The sequence below is a fragment of the Sphingobium sp. TKS genome (assembly GCF_001563265.1).
In the GTDB taxonomy this organism is placed as follows: Bacteria; Pseudomonadota; Alphaproteobacteria; order Sphingomonadales; family Sphingomonadaceae; genus Sphingobium.
This window is the reverse complement of sequence record NZ_CP005083.1, coordinates 481373-500111: the sequence shown is the minus strand read 5'-3', so window position 1 is coordinate 500111 and position 18739 is coordinate 481373. Positions and strand designations below refer to the sequence as shown.

Here is an 18739-nt window from a genome sequence, read left to right as displayed (position 1 = left end):
CGCCTCTCACATCTTTACTCCGTCGCGGTCCATCAGGCCGCGCAATATGCCTTCGCGAATGCCGCGATCCGCCACGCCCAATCGCTGGGCAGGCCAGATGTCGAGGATAGATTCCAATATGGCGCAACCCGCCACCACCAGATCGGCCCGCTCCGTCCCGATGCAGGGCAGCTTCTGCCGCTCCGCCAGAGCCATGGAGGACAGGCGCGCGGAAATCGCCCGCATCGACGTCGACGGCACGATCAGCCCGTCAATCGCCTGCCGGTCATAGCGCGGCAGGTCAAGATGCAGGCTGGCCAGCGTCGTCACTGTCCCCGATGTCCCGAGCAAGCGGATATCGGGCTGCGGAGTGGGCAGGCGGCGGGCCAGCGGCGAGAAAGCATCGGCCACGCGCGCGCGCATCCGGCCATAAGCCGCCAGACGATCCATGGGATCGGCATGATCGAAGGGCTCGCTCTCGGTCAGCGACACGACGCCCCAGGGCGCGCTCACCCAATCGACGATATGCGGCGCGCCCTCCCGGCGGGAGTTGACCAGAACCAGTTCGGTCGACCCACCGCCAATGTCGAAGATCAGCGCCGGACCATCGCCCGGCTCCAGCAGCGCGTGACAGCCCAGCACCGCCAACCGCGCCTCTTCCTGCGCGGTAATGATATCGAGCGCGATGCCGGTTTCGCGGTAGACGCGCTGGATGAAATCGGCGCCGTTCGAGGCGCGTCGGCAGGCCTCCGTCGCGACCGATCGGGCCAAGGTGACATGGCGGCGGCGCAGCTTGTCCGCACAGACCGACAATGCCGCAATGGCGCGCTCAATGGCTTCGTCGCTGATCCGCCCCGAAGCCGCAAGCCCCTCCCCCAGCCGCACGATTCGGGAAAAGGCGTCGACGACGATGAAGCCGTCGGCCGAGGGCTTGGCGATCAGCAAACGGCAATTATTGGTGCCCAGGTCGATGGCCGCATAAGAGCGGCGTCCGCGCAGCGGATGAGGCAAAAGACCCCGCGATTTCGACGGGGGAGTGAGGGCCGCAGCCTTGCTCCCATTGCCCTGACCGGAACGGACCCCTGTGCCCGAAACTCCGCCGGCTGGGCCGGAACTCTGCGGCGATGGGCGGCTTTGCTGCACCATGGCCGTATCTCTTTTCTTCTTCGCCAACGCCGAAAGGCGCCGGAACTTGCCCCAAGAGTAAGCGGATGAAGAAAAAAGCGCAAGGCGGCCCCGGAAAGCCCCTTCGATAAAGCGCAAATGCCCCTAGATGAGCGGCAGCAGGGCCGCGACGATCCAGCGTTCCTCGGCGCGCAACACGCCCCAGGCGCGGGCGGCGGCGCGGCTGTCCATCACCTCGACCCCGATGCCCTTGGCTTCCAGTTCCCGGACGAAGGGGCGCGGCGGCTGGCGCAGGCTAGCGCCCGTGCCGATCAGCAGAAATTCCGGCAGCGGATCAAGGTCGAACAGGTCGCCCAGATCCGGCACGGTCAGAGCCTCGACGCGCGGCGCCTCCTGCCAGGCCAGGGCACGCACCGGCGAAAGCAGCAGGCCATCGGGAAAGACATCGTCCCTGACCCGAAAGCCCCGCCCCTGAAAGCCGGTGACGATCGGCCCCTGCCCCGCCTCATCGCGGCGCAGTTCGATCCCCGTGCGCCCCTTTCCCGATGCGTCGCCGTTCAGGGCCGCGCTCCATCGTCACGCGGTCCCATGCGCTCGGCCTGCGCCGCGATATTGGTCTTGCTCGCCTTCTTCTCGGCCGTCGCGGGCGACAAACCGAGAGTGATCAGCAGCGAAGAGGACACATAGACCGACGAATAGGTGCCGACGATGATGCCCAGCATCATGGCCGCCGTGAAGCCGCGCAGCACATGGCCGCCCAGCAGCAGCAGCGCACCCAGCGCCAGCAGCACCGTTACCGACGTCATGACTGTGCGCGGCAGCGTCTCGTTGACGGACAGGTCGATCAGCGCCTTCATGTCCATCTTGCGATATTTGCGCATATTTTCGCGGATGCGGTCGTCGATCACCATCTTGTCGTTGATCGAATAACCCACGATCGTCAGCACGGCGGCGACGATGTTGAGGTCGAATTCCAGTTGCGTGATGGCGAAGAAGCCCAGCGTCATCAGCACGTCGTGCATGATCGCGACGAAGGTCGAGATGCCGAACTGCCATTCATAGCGGAACCAGGAGAAGATCGCGATGCCGATCACCGCCAGCATCACCGCCAGCACGCCGTTCTGGATCAGTTCGCCCGACACCTTGCCCGACACCGTGTCGTAGCGGGAGAAGGTGACGCCGGGAAATTCCGCCGTCATCGCCTTGCGCGCCTTTTCGACGATGGCGTTGGCCGCTCCCGCGCCGCCCTGTTCGGGGAGCGGCAGGCGGATTTGCACCGTCCTGGGATCGCCAAATTGCTGGAGCGAGCCATCGCCCACGCCCAGACGGTCGATCACCCCACGCACCTTGTCGGTCTGCGGCGGCTGCTGGAACTTCGCCTCGATCATCAGGCCGCCCACGAAATCGACGCCGAGGTTGAGACCCTTGTAGAAGGTGGCGCCGACCGCCAGCACCGTCAGCAGCGCCGTCAGGCCAAAGGCCCAGTGGCGCAGCTTCACGAAGCCGATATTGGTGTTGTCAGGGACGAGTTTAAGCAGTTTCATATTGTTTCTCTCGCCCCGTCAGATGTGGATCTCGGTCGGGCGCTTGGCCCGGACCCAGAGCGACACCATCCAGCGGGTGAAGGTGACGGCAGTGAACACGCTGGTCGCGATGCCGATCAGCAGCACGATCGCGAAGCCCTTCACCGGACCCGAGCCCAGAGCGAGCATGATGCCGCCAGCAATGGCGTGGGTCACGTTCGCCTCGAAAATGGTGCGGCTGGCTTCCTTATAGCCATGTTCGATCGCTTGCACGACGTTCCGGCCACGGCGACGCTCCTCGCGGATACGCTCGTAGATCAGCACGTTGGCGTCGACCGCCGTACCGATGGTCAGCACGAAACCGGCGATGCCCGGCAACGTCAGCGTCGCGCCGAGTATCCCCATCACGCCCAGGATCACCAGCACGTTGATGGCGACGGCGAGGTTCGCATACATGCCGAAGCGGCCATAGCTGGCGAACATGAACATGGCGACCGCCGCGACCGCGATCACCGAGGCGAGCAGACCCGCCTTGATCGAGTCCGCGCCGAGCTGCGGGCCGACGGTGCGTTCTTCCACCACGGTCAGCGCGACGGGCAGCTTGCCCGAACGCAGCGCGATGGCGAGCTGGTTGGCGCTTTCCACGGTGAAGCTGCCGCTGATCTGCGCGCTGCCGCCCAGAATCGGTTCGTTGATGTTCGGCGCCGACAACACCTTGCCGTCGAGGATGATGGCGAAGGGCCGGTTGACATTCTGCGACGTCACCTGGCCGAATTTCCGCCCACCCGCGCCGTTGAAGCGGATGTTGACGATCGGCTCATTGCCCTGCGGGCTGAAACCCTGCTGCGCGTCGGTCAGATCCTCGCCCGACACCATGACTTGGCGATGGACCGCGATCACCGGCGACCCGGACGGATTGGCCGGATAGGGCAGGACTTCGCTGCCCACCGGCGCACGGCCCTGCGCGACTTCGGCGGGGTTGGCGTTGACGTCGACCAGCTTGAACTCAAGCTTGGCGGTCTGGCCCAGCAAGTCCTTCAGCGCCTTGGGATTTTGAAGGCCCGGCACCTGCACGACGATGCGGTTGTCGCCCTGCTGCTGAATGGTCGGCTCGCGCGTGCCCATTTCGTCGATGCGCTTGCGGATGACCTCGGTCGCGACTTCCATCGCGCCCTTCACCGCATTGTCGATGCCCGCCTGGGTCGGCGTGATGGTGATGGTGGAACTGTTCACCACCTCGACATTGAAGTCGCGCTGGCCGGTCAGGCCTGCCCCCTGCGTCAACGGCCGGATGCGCTCGACAGCGGCATCGACCTGCGAGGGGTTGCGGACCATGAAGCTCAATTTCCCGTCGCGGCTGGAAATATCGCCAATCGCGATCTTGGTATCGCCCCGGCGCAGTTCCGTGCGGACCTGCTCCTCCATATTGGCGATGCGCTGCTTGGCGACATCCTGGGTCGAGGCTTCCAGCAGCAAATGGCTGCCGCCCGACAGGTCGAGGCCCAGATTCACGCGGGTCTGCATGAATTTGGGCAGGTGCGCGACCGCGGAATCGGGCAGGAAGCTCGGCACGGCGCAGGCTATGCCAATGGCCAAGGGCAGCAGAATCGCGGCTACCGCCCAGCGAGGGAAATTCAGCATCGGGCCGCTCAGTCGTTCGCAGGCTTGGCGGTGGCGGGGTCGATCACGTCGGTCAGGGTGGACTTGACCGCCTTGACCTTCATGTTCGGCGCCAGTTCGACATCGACGTAAAATTCGTCGACGCGGGCCACCTTGCCGACCAGACCGCCGCCGGTCACGACCTGATCGCCCTTCTTCACGGCGTCGATCTTGGCCTTATGGTCCTTCATCTTCTTCTGCTGCGGACGGATCAGCAGGAAATAGAAGACAACGAAGATCAGGAGCAGCGGGGCCATCTGAACCAGCATGGAGGCGCCGGACGATTCCCCGCCCGCAGTCTGGGCAAAGGCTGGAGATATAAACATGCTTGGGACTTTCGCCTTATTGTCTTGTCCAGTTGCGGACGCAGGATAAACGCCCACAGATCAAGGGCGCGCGGCTAACACAGATAGGGCGGCTGAGGCAACATGATTAGGGTTTCCGACGAAAGGGCAAAAAGCCTTCATCGAATCCCTTGCATATTCCCCAAACTGCTTCTAATTGCGCCGCTCCGGTCGGGACGTAGCGCAGCCTGGTAGCGCATCACACTGGGGGTGTGGGGGTCGGAGGTTCGAATCCTCTCGTCCCGACCAAATAGACGATTAAGGCGTCAGACGCCTTGCCAACCTCCTCCATCTTAAATTCCCGTTTGCGCTGAGCGGCGCTTTTTTGCTGTCCTACAACGAACCAAATGGGATAAATAATCCGCCTTTCTGCAACAGGAGGGCGGGTTTCATGGATATTTCGGCTCTGATCGATGAGGTGATCGCGCGGGAGGGGGCTTATGGCAACCATCCGGCCGATCGCGGCGGACCTACCAATTTCGGGATCACCCAGGCGGTGGCGCGGGCCAATGGGTTTATGGGCGATATGCGCACCTTCCCCCGCGGCGTGGCGGAGGCGATCTATCGGCGGCTTTATTGGGAGAAGCCGGGTTTCGCCTTTGTCGCGGAACTGGCGCCCAAAGTCGCCGCGGAACTGTTCGATACGGCGGTGAACATGGGGCCGGGGACGGCCGGCGGCTTCCTCCAGCGCGCGTTGAACGCGCTCAACCGCAATGAAGCGGACTATCCCGACCTGAAGGTCGATCAGTCGGTCGGCGCCAAGACCCTCGCGGCGCTGGGAGCGTTTCTGAAGCTTCGCGGCAAGGCCGGGGAGCGGGTGCTGATCGTGGCGCTCGAAGCCCTGCAGGGGGAGCGCTATATGGCGCTGGCGGAAAAGCGGCCGGCCAATGAAGCCTTTCTCTATGGCTGGCTGGCAAACCGGATCGGGTAGGGGAAACTCCCATGACGAGGCGAATTGCGGAAGACCGGTGGACGCTGCGGGCGCGGCCGGCCTTTCTCTATGTGATGTACGGCTTGCTGCTCTGGTCGGTGCCGCTGGGGCTGATCGGCGGCGTGCGGCCAGATATGGCGGCGGGGATCATCCGGGCGATGCGGGCTTACTTCAACGCATTGCCGGAGCCGCTCTATGCGCTCTTCGGCACAGGCTATCTCGGATATACGGCGGCGCGGGCCTGGGGGAAGGCCAAGGGGGTGGAGCGGTAGCGCCGAATATTTCCCGATTTCCCCCGAAACGAATGAAAGTCAGGGTCGTTCGCCCGGGAAATTGGCCTTGAGGAAGTCCAGCACCACGCGGGCTCTTGGCGGCAGGCGTTTGTGCGAGGGGTGGACGGCCCATATGTCGAGCGGGGCGATGTTGCTGTCGGGAAGGACGGGAACCAGCCGCCCCGCTTCGATGTCGCCCTTTACCCGGATCGCGGGGAGCAGCGCGATGCCAAGGCCACTCAAGGCCGCGCGGTGGACGGCTTCGCTGCTGTCGCTGCGGAAGGTGCCGCCGAACACCCTCTCCCGCCCGTCGATCGTCCAGCGGGCGGGCACATCGCCATAGGCATAGGCGATGCAGATATGGCCGGAAAGATCCTCGGCGGTGGCCGGGGCGCCATGATCGGCCAGATAAGCGGGATGCGCGACCAACAGGCGCGGCAGCATGCCCAGCGGATGGACGACCAGGCTTTCATCGCCCACCGGACCCACGCGCAACGCAAGATCGAGGCGATCCTCCACCACATCGCGCTGCCAGTCGGTCATCGCGCAATCGAGCTGCAGCGCAGGATAGCAGGCGGTCAGCTCGCCCAGCCGCTCGACATAATAAAGGCCGAGCGCGGTGGTGAAGCCGATGCGCACGAGGCCGCTCGGCTGGTTGCGGACCGGGCCGAAATCCTGCTCCGCCACGTCCAGCGCATCCAGCATCGCACGGGCGTGAACCAGTAGGCGGTCCGCCTCCGGAGTGGCGATCAGCCTGCGCGTGGTGCGATGGAACAGGATCGTGCCGAAATGCGCCTCCACCTGATCGAGCCGTCGCGCGATGGTGGTGTGGCTCGCATGCATTTCTTCGGCTACGCGGGAGAAATTGGGTTTTTCGCATAGTCGGACGAATGTCCGCATGGCGATCAACAGATCGGACATTTGAACGCTACTCGCACAGATATTGTGCGGCTTATCCTTATTGTCAGGAGAGCCGAAAAGCCAGAAGCCATCGCGCAGGAAAGCAGGAAGAGGATGCCCATGACCGATCGCATCGCCCATGCGGGGCTGGCCGCCAAATGCCGGACGGCCGAGGAAGCCGCCGCGCTGATCCATAACGGCATGGCCGTCGGGATGAGCGGCTTTACCGGCTCGGGCTATCCCAAGGCCGTGCCGCTGGCGCTCGCCGCGCGGATGACCGCCGCCCATGCAGCGGGCGAGCCTTTCCGGGTGAAGGTATGGACCGGCGCGTCCACCGGGCCGGAGCTGGACGGCGCGCTGGCGCAGGCCGATGGCATCGAGTTCCGTTTGCCCTACAACAGCGATCCGATTGCCCGCGAGCGGATCAACAGCGGGCATATGCAATATTTCGACATGCATCTGAGCCAGGTGGCGCCGATGGCGTGGCAGGGTTTTCTGGGCGATCTGGACGTGGCCGTGATCGAGGTGACGGGAATCACGGCCGAGGGCGAACTGATCCCCTCCGCCTCGGTCGGCAACAACAAGACGTGGATCGACCGGGCCAAGGGCGTGATCCTGGAGGTCAATCGCTGGCAGAACCCCGCGCTGGAAGGGATGCACGACATTTATTACGGCACGGCGCTGCCGCCGCATCGCCAGCCCATCCCGCTGGTGCGCGCCGACCAGCGCATCGGCCAGCCCACCTTCCGCTGCGATCAGGACAAGGTGATCGCGGTGGTCGAGACGGACGCGCCGGACCGCAACGCCCCCTTTACCCCGCCCGACGACAAGGCGCGGGCGATCGCCGGGCACTTGCTAGAGTTTTTGAGCCATGAGGTGAAGAAGGGCCGCCTGCCCGCCTCGCTGCTGCCTCTGCAATCGGGCGTCGGCAATATCGCCAATGCGGTGCTGACCGGCCTGATCGACGCGCCGTTCGAGGATATGGTCGCCTTTACCGAAGTAATCCAGGACGGCATGCTGGACCTGCTCGATACGGGCAAGCTGCGCATGGCGAGCGCGACGTCCCTGTCGCTGAGCCCGGAGGCGGCGGCCCGGCTGAATGCGGATATGGGGCGCTATCGGGACCGGATGATCCTGCGGCCGCAGGAGATCAGCAACCATCCCGAGCTGGTGCGGCGGCTGGGCTGCATCGCGATGAACGGACTGATCGAGGCGGACATTTACGGCAACGTCAATTCGACGCATCTGATGGGGTCGCGGATTCAGAACGGCATTGGCGGGTCTGGGGACTTTGCGCGCAACGCGTTCCTGTCGATCTTCACGACGCCGTCGACCGCCAAGGGCGGCGCGATCTCCGCCATCGTGCCGCATTGCAGCCATGTCGATCATATCAACCAGGATGTGCAGGTGATCGTGACCGAGCGGGGGCTGGCGGACCTGCGCGGGCTGGCGCCCCGGCAGAGGGCGGAACTGATCATGGAAAATTGCGCGCATCCGGACTTCCGGCCGATGCTGAAGGATTATTTCAAGCGGGCGATGGCCGGGTCGTTCGGGCTGCAATCGCCCATGTTGCCGGGCGAGGCGCTGGCCTGGCACCAGCGTTATATCGATACGGGCACGATGCGGGGGTAGGGGCATTGGCCCGACGCTCAATCCAGACAAGCTTGCACCCCATCCTACCGGATTGATCGTCAACCAGCCTTCAGCCAGCATCATGCCCCGGCGGGTCTGCGAGCGCACGCGCAGACCCGCCAATTTTCCGTGGAACAGTTGCCAGCCAAAGCGCGGCAAATCGTAAACAACGATCTTGCCAGAAAATGAGAGGGGCCGTTGGGTGGTTTACCCAACGGCCCATCATTGACATGGTCAGCGGCCGGAAGCGCCGCCCAAGGGAAACGGTAATCGCGCTATTTTCCAGATACGACGCTTCGCCCGCGAAAGCCGCAGTCGACAGTCACCGAAATTCTGCAAAACCGACGCTAACGGCGTCGCTCAGCGGCGCGTTCCCCGAATGGACTTGACCGACCCCATTGCTGAACCATGAGACATCGGATCACCTCCTTTCGCTAGTTGAAGCCCCTATAGCCGTTCCCGGTACTGGTCCTTCGCCGTCTATGAAATGATATGTGAATCAGACGGGCCGCATGTTCAAGGCTTGTAAAATTCTTTTTTCGAATCATACTTCTACGTCCGCATTTCACAGGCGATTTGCTTTGAAAATCGCGGAAACTCCCTGAAATCAGAGACTTAGGCGCGGCAATCCTCGACGACGCGGCCGACCTCCGCCCAGGCGGGCAGGATCAGCGTGGGCAGACCCTGCACCTCGACCGCAAAACGGCCCCGGCTATAGGCGATTTGATCGAGCGCCGCGTCGTTGGCGGCGCGGATCGCCTGCGTCGCAGGGACCGTCCCGGCGGCCGCGCTGGCGGGCCAGCTCACCGCGCCATAGCTTGTCCGTAGCGTCATCGCCGGCTGGGCGATGCCAGGGCGCAAAAGGCTGATGCGTCGCATCGTCTTGTCGCAGCGGATGACGAACAGGCTGCTTTGCGCATCAGCGCCGAACAGGGCGACCGATCCGGCGCCGTCGACCTGATAGCGCCAGTCGCCGGGCGTGGTGTCGCGGTCCTGCCATTGGAGCGGCGCGGGTGGAGGCGGCGCCGACTGCGGCGCCGGAACAGGCCGGGGCGCAGGGGCCGGGGCGGGCCGCTCGGGCGCGCCAACGCAGGACGCCAGCAGAAGGCAAGCGGTCGGGATGGCGATGGGCGCCAGCGCGGCGGAGGGCAGAGTGAAGCGCATCCCCCCTCCATGCCCAGGGAAAGGGATTGCATCAACCGAAAAGGGCGGGATGATGCGTCCGCTCCGGCCGGATGAGCGGGTCCGAAGAAGCGCTAGATCTCACCGCTTTTGCGCCGACCCGTCATTGACAGTCTGGGATCGAATCGGTAAGGGCACCCCTTCCCAATACGCTGACAAGCGGCAGTGCGGTGGCACTGGCCGTCTTTTTTGCGTCTTGGGGTCTATCGAATCGGTTGCGAATCCTTATTCAAGGATTTTCAGCCCTGACGCTTTGAGATGGGGCGGCGCCAACCGCCCCGTGGAGCAGGAGTACAGAATACCATGGCACGTATTGCGGGTGTCAACATCCCGACCAACAAGCGCGTGATCATCGCGCTCACCTACATCCACGGCATCGGCCGCAAGACCGCCGCCGACATCGCTGACAAGCTGGGCATCGACCACAGCCGCCGCGTTCAGGATTTGTCGGACGCCGAAGTCCTGCAGATCCGCGAAGCGATCGACGCCGACCTCACGGTCGAGGGCGACCTGCGCCGCGAAACCGCGATGAACATCAAGCGCCTGATGGATCTGGCCTGCTATCGCGGCCTGCGTCACCGCAAGGGTCTGCCGGTCCGCGGCCAGCGCACGCACACCAATGCGCGCACCCGCAAGGGCAAGGCCAAGCCGATCGCCGGCAAGAAGAAGTAATCGTTGAGGGTCGAGCCTTTGGCATGACCCTCCGGCGACTTCTACTTTCAAACGATTTCAGTAGGATAGAGCAAAAATGGCACGCGAACCCCAGCGCATCAAGCGCCGCGAACGCAAGAACATCTCGGCCGGCGTGGCTCACGTCAACGCCAGCTTCAACAACACCATGGTGACCATCACCGACGCCCAGGGCAACGCCATTTCGTGGTCCTCGGCCGGCATGATGGGCTTCAAGGGCAGCCGCAAGTCGACCCCGTACGCCGCGCAGGTCTGCGCCGAAGACGCTGGCCGCAAGGCAGCCGAACATGGCGTGCGCACCCTGGAAGTCGAAGTGAAGGGTCCGGGTTCGGGCCGTGAATCGGCTCTGCGCGCTCTGCAGGCCGTCGGCTTCCACATCACCTCGATCCGCGACGTGACGCCGATCCCGCACAATGGCGTGCGTCCTTCCAAGCGCCGCCGCGTCTGATCATCGACGCCAAGGCTTTGGCGGGCGGCGGACGCGTCGCCCGCTTACCCATCTGCATCGGTCGGAACGTCCTGTCGGGTCAGGATTTTTGAACGTTTCGGCCTCATCCCCAGGGGAAATACATGACTGTCAACATGAAGAACTGGCAGGAATTGAAGAAGCCCAACAGCCTTGAGATCAAGGTGGCGGGCGACGGCAAGCGCAAGGCGACGTTCGTCGCTGAACCTCTGGAGCGCGGCTTCGGTCTGACGCTTGGCAATGCGCTGCGCCGGGTTCTTCTGTCCTCGCTCCAGGGCGCGGCGGTCACCTCGATCAAGATCGAGAACGTCCTCCACGAATTCTCCTCGCTCGCCGGCGTGCGCGAAGATGTGACGGACATCGTCCTCAACATCAAGCAGGTCGCGCTGCGCATGGAAGGCGACGGTCCGCGCCGTCTCCAGCTGTCCGCCACCGGCCCTGCCGAAGTGCGCGCGGGAGACATCATCACCGTTGGCGACATCGAAGTGATGAACCCCGATCTGGTGATCTGTCATCTGGACCAGGGCGCGACCCTCAACATGGAACTGACCGCTGACATCGGCAAGGGCTATGTCCCCGCCGTTGCCAACCGTCCGGCGGACGCCCCGATCGGCCTGATCCCGATCGATGCGCTCTACTCGCCGGTCCGTCAGGTCGCCTACAAGGTCGACAATACCCGCGTCGGCCAGGAACTGGACTATGACAAGCTGTCGCTGACGCTCGAGACCGACGGCACCGTCACGCCGGAAGACGCGGTGGCCTATGCCGCCCGCATCCTGCAGGACCAGCTCCAGCTCTTCGTCCACTTCGAGGACGCGCTGCCCGTCGCCGCTCCGGCCGCCGGTGCCTCTGCGGGTGCCTCGGCTGGCGAAGGCGAAAGCGACGCGAACCAGATCAACCGCTATCTGCTCAAGAAGGTGGACGAGCTGGAACTGTCGGTCCGCAGCGCCAACTGCCTCAAGAACGACAACATCATCTATATCGGCGATCTGGTCCAGAAGACCGAGGCCGAGATGCTGCGCACCCCGAATTTCGGCCGCAAGTCGCTCAATGAGATCAAGGAAGTGCTGTCGTCCATGGGCCTGCGCCTGGGGATGGACATCCCCGGCTGGCCGCCGGAAAATATCGAGGAAATGGCCAAGAAGCTCGAACAGGAGCTGCTGGGCTAATCCTTTTCCCCTCTCCCGGACACGCGGAGAGGGGAATGAACACCCCCATGGACATGGCTCCATGGACGGTGTGAACTTCGCCTGTTTTTCAGGCAGGGGAACGGCGGCGCCCCCGATTGCCGCCTGGTCTGGGCTACCTCAAACGGGCCCTTAACGAACGAAGGAAGACAAAATGCGTCACAAGGTTGGTCATCGCAAGCTGCAGCGCAGCGCCGGGCATCGTAACTCGCTGCTCCGCAACCTCGCGGCTTCGCTCATCAAGCATGAGCAGATCCTCACCACCACGCCCAAGGCGAAGGAACTGCGTCCCTACGTCGAAAAGCTGATCACCCTCGCCAAGAAGGGTGGCCTGTCGAACCGCCGTCTGGCCCATGCCCGCCTGCAGGACGATACGCAGCTCACCAAGCTGTTCGAAGTCCTGGCCGAGCGTTACAAGGATCGCAATGGCGGCTACACCCGCGTGATCAAGGCCGGCATCCGCGCTTCGGACGCGGCGCCGATCGCGATCATCGAGCTGGTCGACCGCGACGTCGATGCCAAGGGTCAGGACTCGGGTCCGGTCCAGAGCGCCGATGCCGACGAGCTGGAAGCGGCATGATCCGCTGATACCGCTTACTCAAAAGTGGTAATTTGATTTCAGAACAGGCCGTGGCTTGATAAGGGCCACGGCCTGTTTCGTTTTGTTTCCATCGGGATAGGGGAAAAAGAGAGGATGCGCGGCTTTGGCTGGCTTGCTTTGGCGTCGCTGTTGCTGGCCGCCCTTCCCGCCCACGCAGAGCCGGATGCAGCCGCCAGCGCCGCCAAGGCCAGCGCCAAAAGCTCCGGACTGCACTATCCCGCCGCCAGACGGCTCGATCTGGTCGAGGATCATTTCGGGGTCAAGGTGACCGACCCTTATCGCTGGCTGGAAAACGACCTGCGCGGCGATCCCGCCATCCGCGACTGGGTAGCGCAGGAAAACCGCCTCACCCGCCGGTTCATCGACGCCCTGCCGGGCCGCGACATCCTCAAGACGCGGATGCAGGCTCTGCTCGCCCATGGCCGCTACACCATCCCGCGTAAGGCAGGAGGGCGCTACTTCTACGGCTATAACAAGGGGCTGCAAAACCAGACGCCGCTCTATGTGCGCGAGGGCATCAATGGCCAGCAGCGCCTGCTGATCGACCCCAATGACTGGGCCGAGGACGGGTCGGACGCGCTGGCAGAATGGGCGCCCTCCCCCGACGGCCGCTTCCTGCTCTATGCCGTGCAGGAGGCTGGAAGCGACTGGCGCACGCTCAAGGTTTTGGACGTCGCCACCGCCAGGCCGCTCGACGACGCGGTGCAATGGGTGAAATTCTCCCAGCTCGCCTGGGACGGACAGGGGCAGGGCTTCTTCTATTCCCGCTTCGCCGCGCCGCAGGATGGGGCCAGCTTTCAGTCCTCTACGGTCGGGCAGCAGCTTTATTATCACCGCCTCGGCACGTCGCAGGCACAGGACCAACTGATCTACGCCACCCCCGACCAACCCCGGCTCAGCCACATGGCGCAAGTGACCCAGGACGGCCGCTGGCTGATCATCAGCAGTTTCCAGGGCACCGATCCGCGCCGGGAGCTGCATCTGGCCGAACTGACCGGCGGCAAGGTGAAGATCCGATCGCTGGTCAAGGGCATCACCAATGACTGGCGGCTGATCGGCAGCCGGGGGCCGACGCTCTATTTCATCACCGATCAATATGCCGCGCATCTCCGCGTCGTCAGCATCGACGCCCGCTATCCCCGGCGCAGCGGCAAGCAGGTGGTGGCCGAACGCATGGATACGCTGGCCGGCGGATCGCTGGTGGGGGACCGGCTGATCCTCGCCTATCTGTCCGATGCGGAAACCGTGGCGGAGCTGGTCGACCTGAACGGGCGCAAGGTCAGCGACGTGCCGCTGCCCGGCATGGGCACGGCGGCAGGCTTTGGCGGGCGCGACGGCGACCCGGAAACCTTTTTCAGCTTTTCCGGCTTCACCACGCCGTCGAGCATCTATCGCTTCGACACCGCGACGCTGCGGTACGAGCTGTTCGCGCGGCCGGACCTGCCCTTCAACCCTGACGATTACGGCATCGAGCAGATCAGCTACCCGTCGAAAGACGGCACGATGATTCCGATGACGGTGATCCGCAAGAAGGCGCTGGCTCTCGCCAAGACCTCCGCGCCGACTATCCTTTACGGCTATGGCGGCTTCAACATCGCGCTGACGCCCGGCTATTCGGCCACCCGCATGGCCTGGCTGGAGCAGGGCGGTGTCTATGCCATCGCCAATCTGCGCGGCGGCGGGGAATTCGGCAAGGCGTGGCATGACGCGGGCCGCCTCGCCAACAAGCAGAATGTGTTCGACGACTTCATCGCGGCGGGCGAATATCTGAAGGCCAATGGCTATACAACGAAAGACGGCCTCGCGATCGAGGGCCGGTCCAATGGCGGCCTGCTGGTCGGGGCGGTGGTGAACCAGCGGCCCGACCTGTTCGCCGCCGCCCTGCCCGCAGTCGGGGTGATGGACATGCTGCGCTTCGACCGCTTCACCGCCGGACGCTATTGGATCGACGATTATGGATCGCCGGACCGGGAGGAGGATTTCCGCCTGCTCTATGCCTATTCGCCCTATCACAACATCATCGGCGGCAAGGATTATCCCGCGATCCTCGTCACCACCGGCGACACGGACGACCGGGTGGTCCCGGCGCACAGCTTCAAATATGCAGCGGCGCTTCAGGCGGCGGAGCTGGGGCCGAAACCGCGACTGATCCGGATCGATACCAAGGCCGGCCATGGCTCCGGCAAGCCGGTCGACAAACTGATCGACGAATATGCCGACAACTATGCCTTCGCCGCGCAGTTCACTGGGCTGCGGATACGCGACGAACCGAAATAGCCGTTCAGCCCCCTGACAGCCGGACAGGCATAGCACTCCTGCAAAACTGGTTGAGGGATGCGGGCCGATGAACAGGACAAGGTGGATGACGGGATCGCTGATGGCGCTGGCCCTGCTGACGGGCGGCGCGGCTTCGGCGCAGGCATTCCAGCCACGACAGGACTACCAGCAGCAACAGGACGACTTGTCCGACGAGGCGCAGCCGCCCGCCGACGAGCCTCAGACGCCCGAGGATCAGGCAAGCCCACCCCGCGCCGACGATGATTTTTCGGACGTCGTGGCGGCGGATCAGGAGCCCGCCCGTTCCGGCCCCCAATCCGATCGCTACGGCCGGCAGGACGATCCCGCCGCCACCCCGGCCGATCAGGCCAGCGAGGAAGCGATCACCCATTGCGCCCTCGCCGCCCGCGACGAAGCCGAACGCGACGGCGGTTATGCCGAAGTGCGCCAGGTGCAGGAACCGCGCGAAACCCGCGGCGGCTATGATGTGGAGGGAGATGTCGAGGTGCGCTCCGGCTGGCGAACGCAGGACGGCAGGTCGCAGCATTTCACCTGTTCGGTGCAGAACGGCCGGATCGCGGATGTCTATTTCCGCCGGGACCGCGCCGCGCGGTAACCGGCCTCAAAGGCTTGGCAGGGCGAGGCGGAGTCTCTAGGCGAGAAACTCGTCCAGGAGTTTTCTCGTGCCCGCCCGCATGCCCCATCGCCAAACCGCCGCGATCGCCTTCATATTGGTGACGGCGCTGCTCGACGTCATGTCGATGGGGATCATCATCCCGGTGCTGCCGCAGCTCATCGAAAGGCTCTCCGGCTCCAATGCGGCGGCGGGGATGTGGAACGGGCTGTTCGTCGCGCTCTGGGCGGCGATGCAGTTTCTCTGCTCGCCCGTGATCGGGTCGCTCTCCGACAGGTTCGGGCGGCGGCCGGTGATTCTGGTTTCGGTGGCCGGGCTGGCGCTTGATTTCCTGCTGATGGCGCTGGCGCCCAATCTCTGGTGGCTGGCGGTGGGGCGGATGCTGGCGGGGGTGACGTCCTCCAGCTTTACCTCGACCTTCGCCTATATGGCCGACATCACCCCGCCCGAAGGCCGGGCGCGGGGCTATGGCCTGATCGGGGCGGCGTTCAGCGGGGGCTTTGTCGCCGGACCGCTGCTGGGCGGGGTGCTGGGCGAGATTTCGCTGCGGGCGCCTTTCTGGGCGGCGGCGGGATTGTCGGGGCTGGCCTTTCTCTATGGATTGTTCGTGCTGCCGGAATCGCTTGGCGCGGACAGAAGGATGGATTTTTCGTGGAAGCGGGCCAATCCCTTTGGCGCGTTGCGACTGCTGCGGTCGCATCCGGAACTCTCCAGCCTGGCTGTCGTCAACTTCCTGCTTTATTTCGCGCATCACCTCTTCACCGCCGCGTTCGTGCTTTATGCGGGTGACCGCTACGGCTGGGGGGCGTGGCAGGTGGGGGCGCTGTTCGCGCTGATGGGCCTCATGGACATGGGCGTGCAAGGGGTGCTGGTCGGGCCGGTGGTGAAGCGGCTAGGCGATCGGACGACGATGGTGATCGGGCTTGGCTTCGGCGCGGTCGGGATATTGGCCATGGGGTTGGCGTCGACGGGCTGGCTGTTCGTCGCGGCGATGTTCCCCAATGCGCTCTGGGGACTGGCGATGCCGACCATCCAATCGCTGATGACGCAACACGTGTCGGAGTCCGAGCAGGGCCAGTTGCAGGGCGCGAACAACAGCGTCGGCTCGATCGCGGGCATAGTGTCGCCGCTGTTCTTCGGGGCGGTTTATTCGATGTCGGTGGGCGCCAAGCCGCTGCTGCCCTTCATCGGCAGCGCTTTCCTGATCGCCGCGGCGGTATTGGCGGGCGGCGCGCTGCTGGGATGGGCTGCGGGGCGGGCGCAGGACGCGGCTTCGCTGGACAAGGAAGCCCAAGCGCACTAACCGGGCGCGAATCCCTTCCACTGGACATATAAAGGCGATTCGATGACGCTGCCCCTTCAGGATTCCATCCTTATCGTGGACTTCGGCAGCCAGGTGACGCAGCTCATCGCGCGCCGCGTGCGCGAGGCGGGCGTCTATTCCGAGATCGCTCCGTTCAATAGCGCCGCCGAAGCTTTCGAGCGGCTTAAGCCCAAGGGCATCATCCTGTCCGGCGGCCCCTCCTCGGTGATGTGGGAGGATTCCCCTCGCGCCCCGCAGCATTTCTTCGAGGCGGGCATTCCGATCCTGGGCATCTGCTACGGCCAGCAGACGATGATGCAGCAGCTTGGCGGCAATGTCGAAGGCGGCGAAAGCGGCGAATTCGGCCGCGCCTTCATCGAGGTGAAGAAGGGCTGCGCGCTGTTCGACGGCCTTTGGACCGACGGCGAACGCCATCAGGTCTGGATGAGCCATGGCGACAAGGTGACGCAGCTTGCGCCGGGCTTCGAGGTCGTGGCGGTCAGCGAGGGCGCGCCCTATGCGATCACCGCCAATGAGGAAAAGCGCTTTTACGCGACGCAGTTCCACCCCGAGGTCGTCCACACCCCCGACGGCGCGAAGCTGCTCGCCAATTTCGTGCGCCATGTCTGCGGGCTGGCGGGCGACTGGACCATGGCGGAGTTCCGCGCGACCAAGATTGCCGACATCCGGGCGCAGGTCGGTGAAGGCCGGGTGATCTGCGGGCTTTCGGGCGGCGTCGACAGCGCCGTCGCCGCCGTGCTGATCCACGAAGCCATTGGCGATCAGCTGACCTGCGTGTTCGTCGACCATGGCCTGATGCGGCTGGGCGAGGCGGAGCAGGTGGTGAGCCTGTTCCGCGAGCATTATGGCATCAAGCTGGTCCATGTGAATGCCGAGGAGCGCTTTCTGGGCGGCCTTGCGGGCCTGACCGACCCGGAGAAGAAGCGCAAGTTCATCGGCGGCGAGTTCATCGCGGTGTTCGAGGAAGAGGCGAAGAAGATCGGCGGGGCGGACTTCTTGGCACAGGGCACGCTCTATCCCGACGTGATCGAATCGGTGTCCTTCACCGGCGGGCCGTCGGTGACGATCAAGTCGCACCACAATGTCGGCGGCCTGCCAGAGCGCATGAACATGAAGCTGGTCGAGCCGCTGCGCGAACTGTTCAAGGACGAAGTGCGCGTGCTGGGCCGCGAACTCGGCCTGCCTGAGATTTTCGTCGGGCGGCACCCCTTCCCCGGCCCCGGCCTTGCCATCCGCATTCCGGGCGAGGTGTCCAAGGACCGCTGCGACATCCTGCGCAAGGCGGACGCGGTCTATCTGGAGGAAATCCGCAACGCCGGGCTCTATGATGCGATCTGGCAGGCCTTTGCGGTGCTGCTACCGGTACGGACCGTGGGCGTGATGGGCGATCACCGCACCTATGACTCGGTTTGCGCGCTGCGGGCAGTGACGTCCACCGACGGCATGACGGCAGATATCTACCCCTTCGATGCCGCCTTCCTCAGCCGCGTGGCCACACGGATCATCAATGAGGTGAAGGGCATCAACCGCGTAGTTTACGATTATACGTCGAAGCCGCCGGGGACCATTGAGTGGGAGTAAATCGGATCAAATGACCGTCCGGGGGACGGTCATCCGATTTACTCGGCACCGCAAGGTGCCGCAGCCTTTACAGAACCAAAAGCCGCCTCAACCGGGCGGCTTTTTCTATGCCTCAAATCTCATAATCCGGCCGCCATTGCGGGCTCAGATAAGCCGGCTGCTGTTCCGCCAGATCGGGCTGGCGCTGGCGCATTTCGCCATAGAGCCGCTTGACCGTGGCGCTGCCGGTGCGGGTGAAGAAGGCTGGCACCAGCCCGTGGACCATGCAGGCGAACCCCGCCCGCACCATCAGGAAACCGAAGCGCGTCGCCACTTGAAAATGCTGGCCGTAGCTTTCGTTCACGTCTCTGGGATGTTGCAGGAACAGGCGGTCGATCATCTTTGCTCGCTCGTGACGATGGGAAAGGCGGCATAATAATGCATCGGAAGGCG

General features: G+C 64.3%; 19 protein-coding genes and 1 tRNA gene. 12 read left to right on the top strand and 8 right to left on the bottom strand.

Features of this window, described 5'->3' with window-relative positions:
• Window positions 1-6: 6 nt before the first annotated feature.
• The 5 genes from K426_RS02590 to yajC all read right to left on the bottom strand — a co-directional run bounded on the left by K426_RS02590 (window position 7) and on the right by yajC (window position 4612).
• Entirely contained in the window at window positions 7-1125 is a 1119-nt protein-coding gene (locus tag K426_RS02590; protein WP_066553365.1) for a Ppx/GppA phosphatase family protein, read from the bottom strand.
• A 123-nt stretch (window positions 1126-1248) separates the two neighbouring features.
• Entirely contained in the window at window positions 1249-1593 is a 345-nt protein-coding gene (locus K426_RS02585; RefSeq protein WP_082748367.1) for an Mth938-like domain-containing protein, read from the bottom strand.
• Between the two features lie 68 nt (window positions 1594-1661).
• Window positions 1662-2648 carry a protein translocase subunit SecF gene (secF, locus tag K426_RS02580; protein ID WP_066553359.1) on the bottom strand — a complete coding sequence of 329 codons (987 nt, stop codon included), beginning with the start codon at window positions 2646-2648 and terminating at the stop codon, window positions 1662-1664.
• 18 nt (window positions 2649-2666) lie between these two features.
• The gene (secD, locus tag K426_RS02575) at window positions 2667-4268 is read right to left on the bottom strand and encodes a protein translocase subunit SecD (RefSeq protein ID WP_066553356.1); all 1602 of its coding nucleotides are present in this window, start codon (window positions 4266-4268) and stop codon (window positions 2667-2669) included.
• A gap of 8 nt (window positions 4269-4276) precedes the next feature.
• Entirely contained in the window at window positions 4277-4612 is a 336-nt protein-coding gene (gene yajC, locus K426_RS02570) for a preprotein translocase subunit YajC (protein WP_066553354.1), read from the bottom strand.
• A 190-nt stretch (window positions 4613-4802) separates the two neighbouring features.
• On the opposite strand from yajC, the gene K426_RS02565 reads away from it, so the two are divergent.
• The 3 genes from K426_RS02565 (at window position 4803) to K426_RS02555 (ending at window position 5833) form a co-directional block, all read left to right on the top strand.
• Window positions 4803-4879: transfer RNA gene (locus K426_RS02565), tRNA-Pro, on the top strand.
• 142 nt (window positions 4880-5021) lie between these two features.
• A complete protein-coding gene (locus K426_RS02560) occupies window positions 5022-5561 on the top strand; it encodes a glycoside hydrolase family 108 protein (protein ID WP_066553352.1) in 540 nt (179 codons plus the stop codon).
• Window positions 5562-5572: 11 nt separating this feature from the next.
• On the top strand, window positions 5573-5833 hold the full coding sequence (locus K426_RS02555) for a 3TM-type holin (RefSeq protein WP_066553349.1): 261 nt from the start codon (window positions 5573-5575) through the stop codon (window positions 5831-5833).
• A 39-nt stretch (window positions 5834-5872) separates the two neighbouring features.
• Here the strand turns inward: K426_RS02555 and K426_RS02550 are convergent, their stop codons facing one another.
• Window positions 5873-6754, bottom strand: a complete 882-nt coding sequence (locus K426_RS02550; RefSeq protein ID WP_066561251.1) for a LysR family transcriptional regulator — start codon at window positions 6752-6754, stop codon at window positions 5873-5875.
• A gap of 99 nt (window positions 6755-6853) precedes the next feature.
• Between K426_RS02550 and K426_RS02545 the strand changes: the two genes are divergently transcribed.
• A complete protein-coding gene (locus K426_RS02545; RefSeq protein ID WP_066553346.1) occupies window positions 6854-8365 on the top strand; it encodes an acetyl-CoA hydrolase/transferase family protein in 1512 nt (503 codons plus the stop codon).
• Between the two features lie 615 nt (window positions 8366-8980).
• On the opposite strand, the gene K426_RS02540 is transcribed toward K426_RS02545, so the two are convergent.
• The gene (locus tag K426_RS02540) at window positions 8981-9529 is read right to left on the bottom strand and encodes a hypothetical protein (RefSeq protein ID WP_066553344.1); all 549 of its coding nucleotides are present in this window, start codon (window positions 9527-9529) and stop codon (window positions 8981-8983) included.
• 321 nt (window positions 9530-9850) lie between these two features.
• On the opposite strand from K426_RS02540, the gene rpsM reads away from it, so the two are divergent.
• The 8 genes from rpsM (at window position 9851) to guaA (ending at window position 18307) form a co-directional block, all read left to right on the top strand.
• Window positions 9851-10219: a 30S ribosomal protein S13 gene (rpsM, locus tag K426_RS02535; RefSeq protein WP_066553341.1), complete on the top strand. Its 369-nt coding sequence runs from the start codon at window positions 9851-9853 to the stop codon at window positions 10217-10219.
• A 76-nt stretch (window positions 10220-10295) separates the two neighbouring features.
• Window positions 10296-10685, top strand: coding sequence for a 30S ribosomal protein S11 (gene rpsK / locus K426_RS02530; RefSeq protein WP_004208752.1), 390 nt, complete (start codon window positions 10296-10298; stop codon window positions 10683-10685).
• A 122-nt stretch (window positions 10686-10807) separates the two neighbouring features.
• Window positions 10808-11872 (top strand): DNA-directed RNA polymerase subunit alpha, encoded by a 1065-nt coding sequence (locus tag K426_RS02525; protein WP_066553338.1) that lies wholly within the window; start codon window positions 10808-10810, stop codon window positions 11870-11872.
• Window positions 11873-12044: 172 nt separating this feature from the next.
• Window positions 12045-12470: a 50S ribosomal protein L17 gene (gene rplQ, locus K426_RS02520; protein WP_066553334.1), complete on the top strand. Its 426-nt coding sequence runs from the start codon at window positions 12045-12047 to the stop codon at window positions 12468-12470.
• 114 nt (window positions 12471-12584) lie between these two features.
• Window positions 12585-14768 carry a prolyl oligopeptidase family serine peptidase gene (locus tag K426_RS02515; protein WP_066553331.1) on the top strand — a complete coding sequence of 728 codons (2184 nt, stop codon included), beginning with the start codon at window positions 12585-12587 and terminating at the stop codon, window positions 14766-14768.
• A gap of 85 nt (window positions 14769-14853) precedes the next feature.
• Window positions 14854-15384, top strand: a complete 531-nt coding sequence (locus tag K426_RS02510; RefSeq protein WP_237229904.1) for a hypothetical protein — start codon at window positions 14854-14856, stop codon at window positions 15382-15384.
• A 67-nt stretch (window positions 15385-15451) separates the two neighbouring features.
• A complete protein-coding gene (locus tag K426_RS02505) occupies window positions 15452-16705 on the top strand; it encodes a TCR/Tet family MFS transporter (protein WP_237229903.1) in 1254 nt (417 codons plus the stop codon).
• 42 nt (window positions 16706-16747) lie between these two features.
• Window positions 16748-18307, top strand: coding sequence for a glutamine-hydrolyzing GMP synthase (gene guaA / locus K426_RS02500; RefSeq protein WP_066553321.1), 1560 nt, complete (start codon window positions 16748-16750; stop codon window positions 18305-18307).
• Window positions 18308-18419: 112 nt separating this feature from the next.
• On the opposite strand, the gene K426_RS02495 is transcribed toward guaA, so the two are convergent.
• On the bottom strand, window positions 18420-18686 hold the full coding sequence (locus K426_RS02495; RefSeq protein ID WP_066553319.1) for a DUF6356 family protein: 267 nt from the start codon (window positions 18684-18686) through the stop codon (window positions 18420-18422).
• Between the last annotated feature and the right edge of the window lie 53 nt (window positions 18687-18739).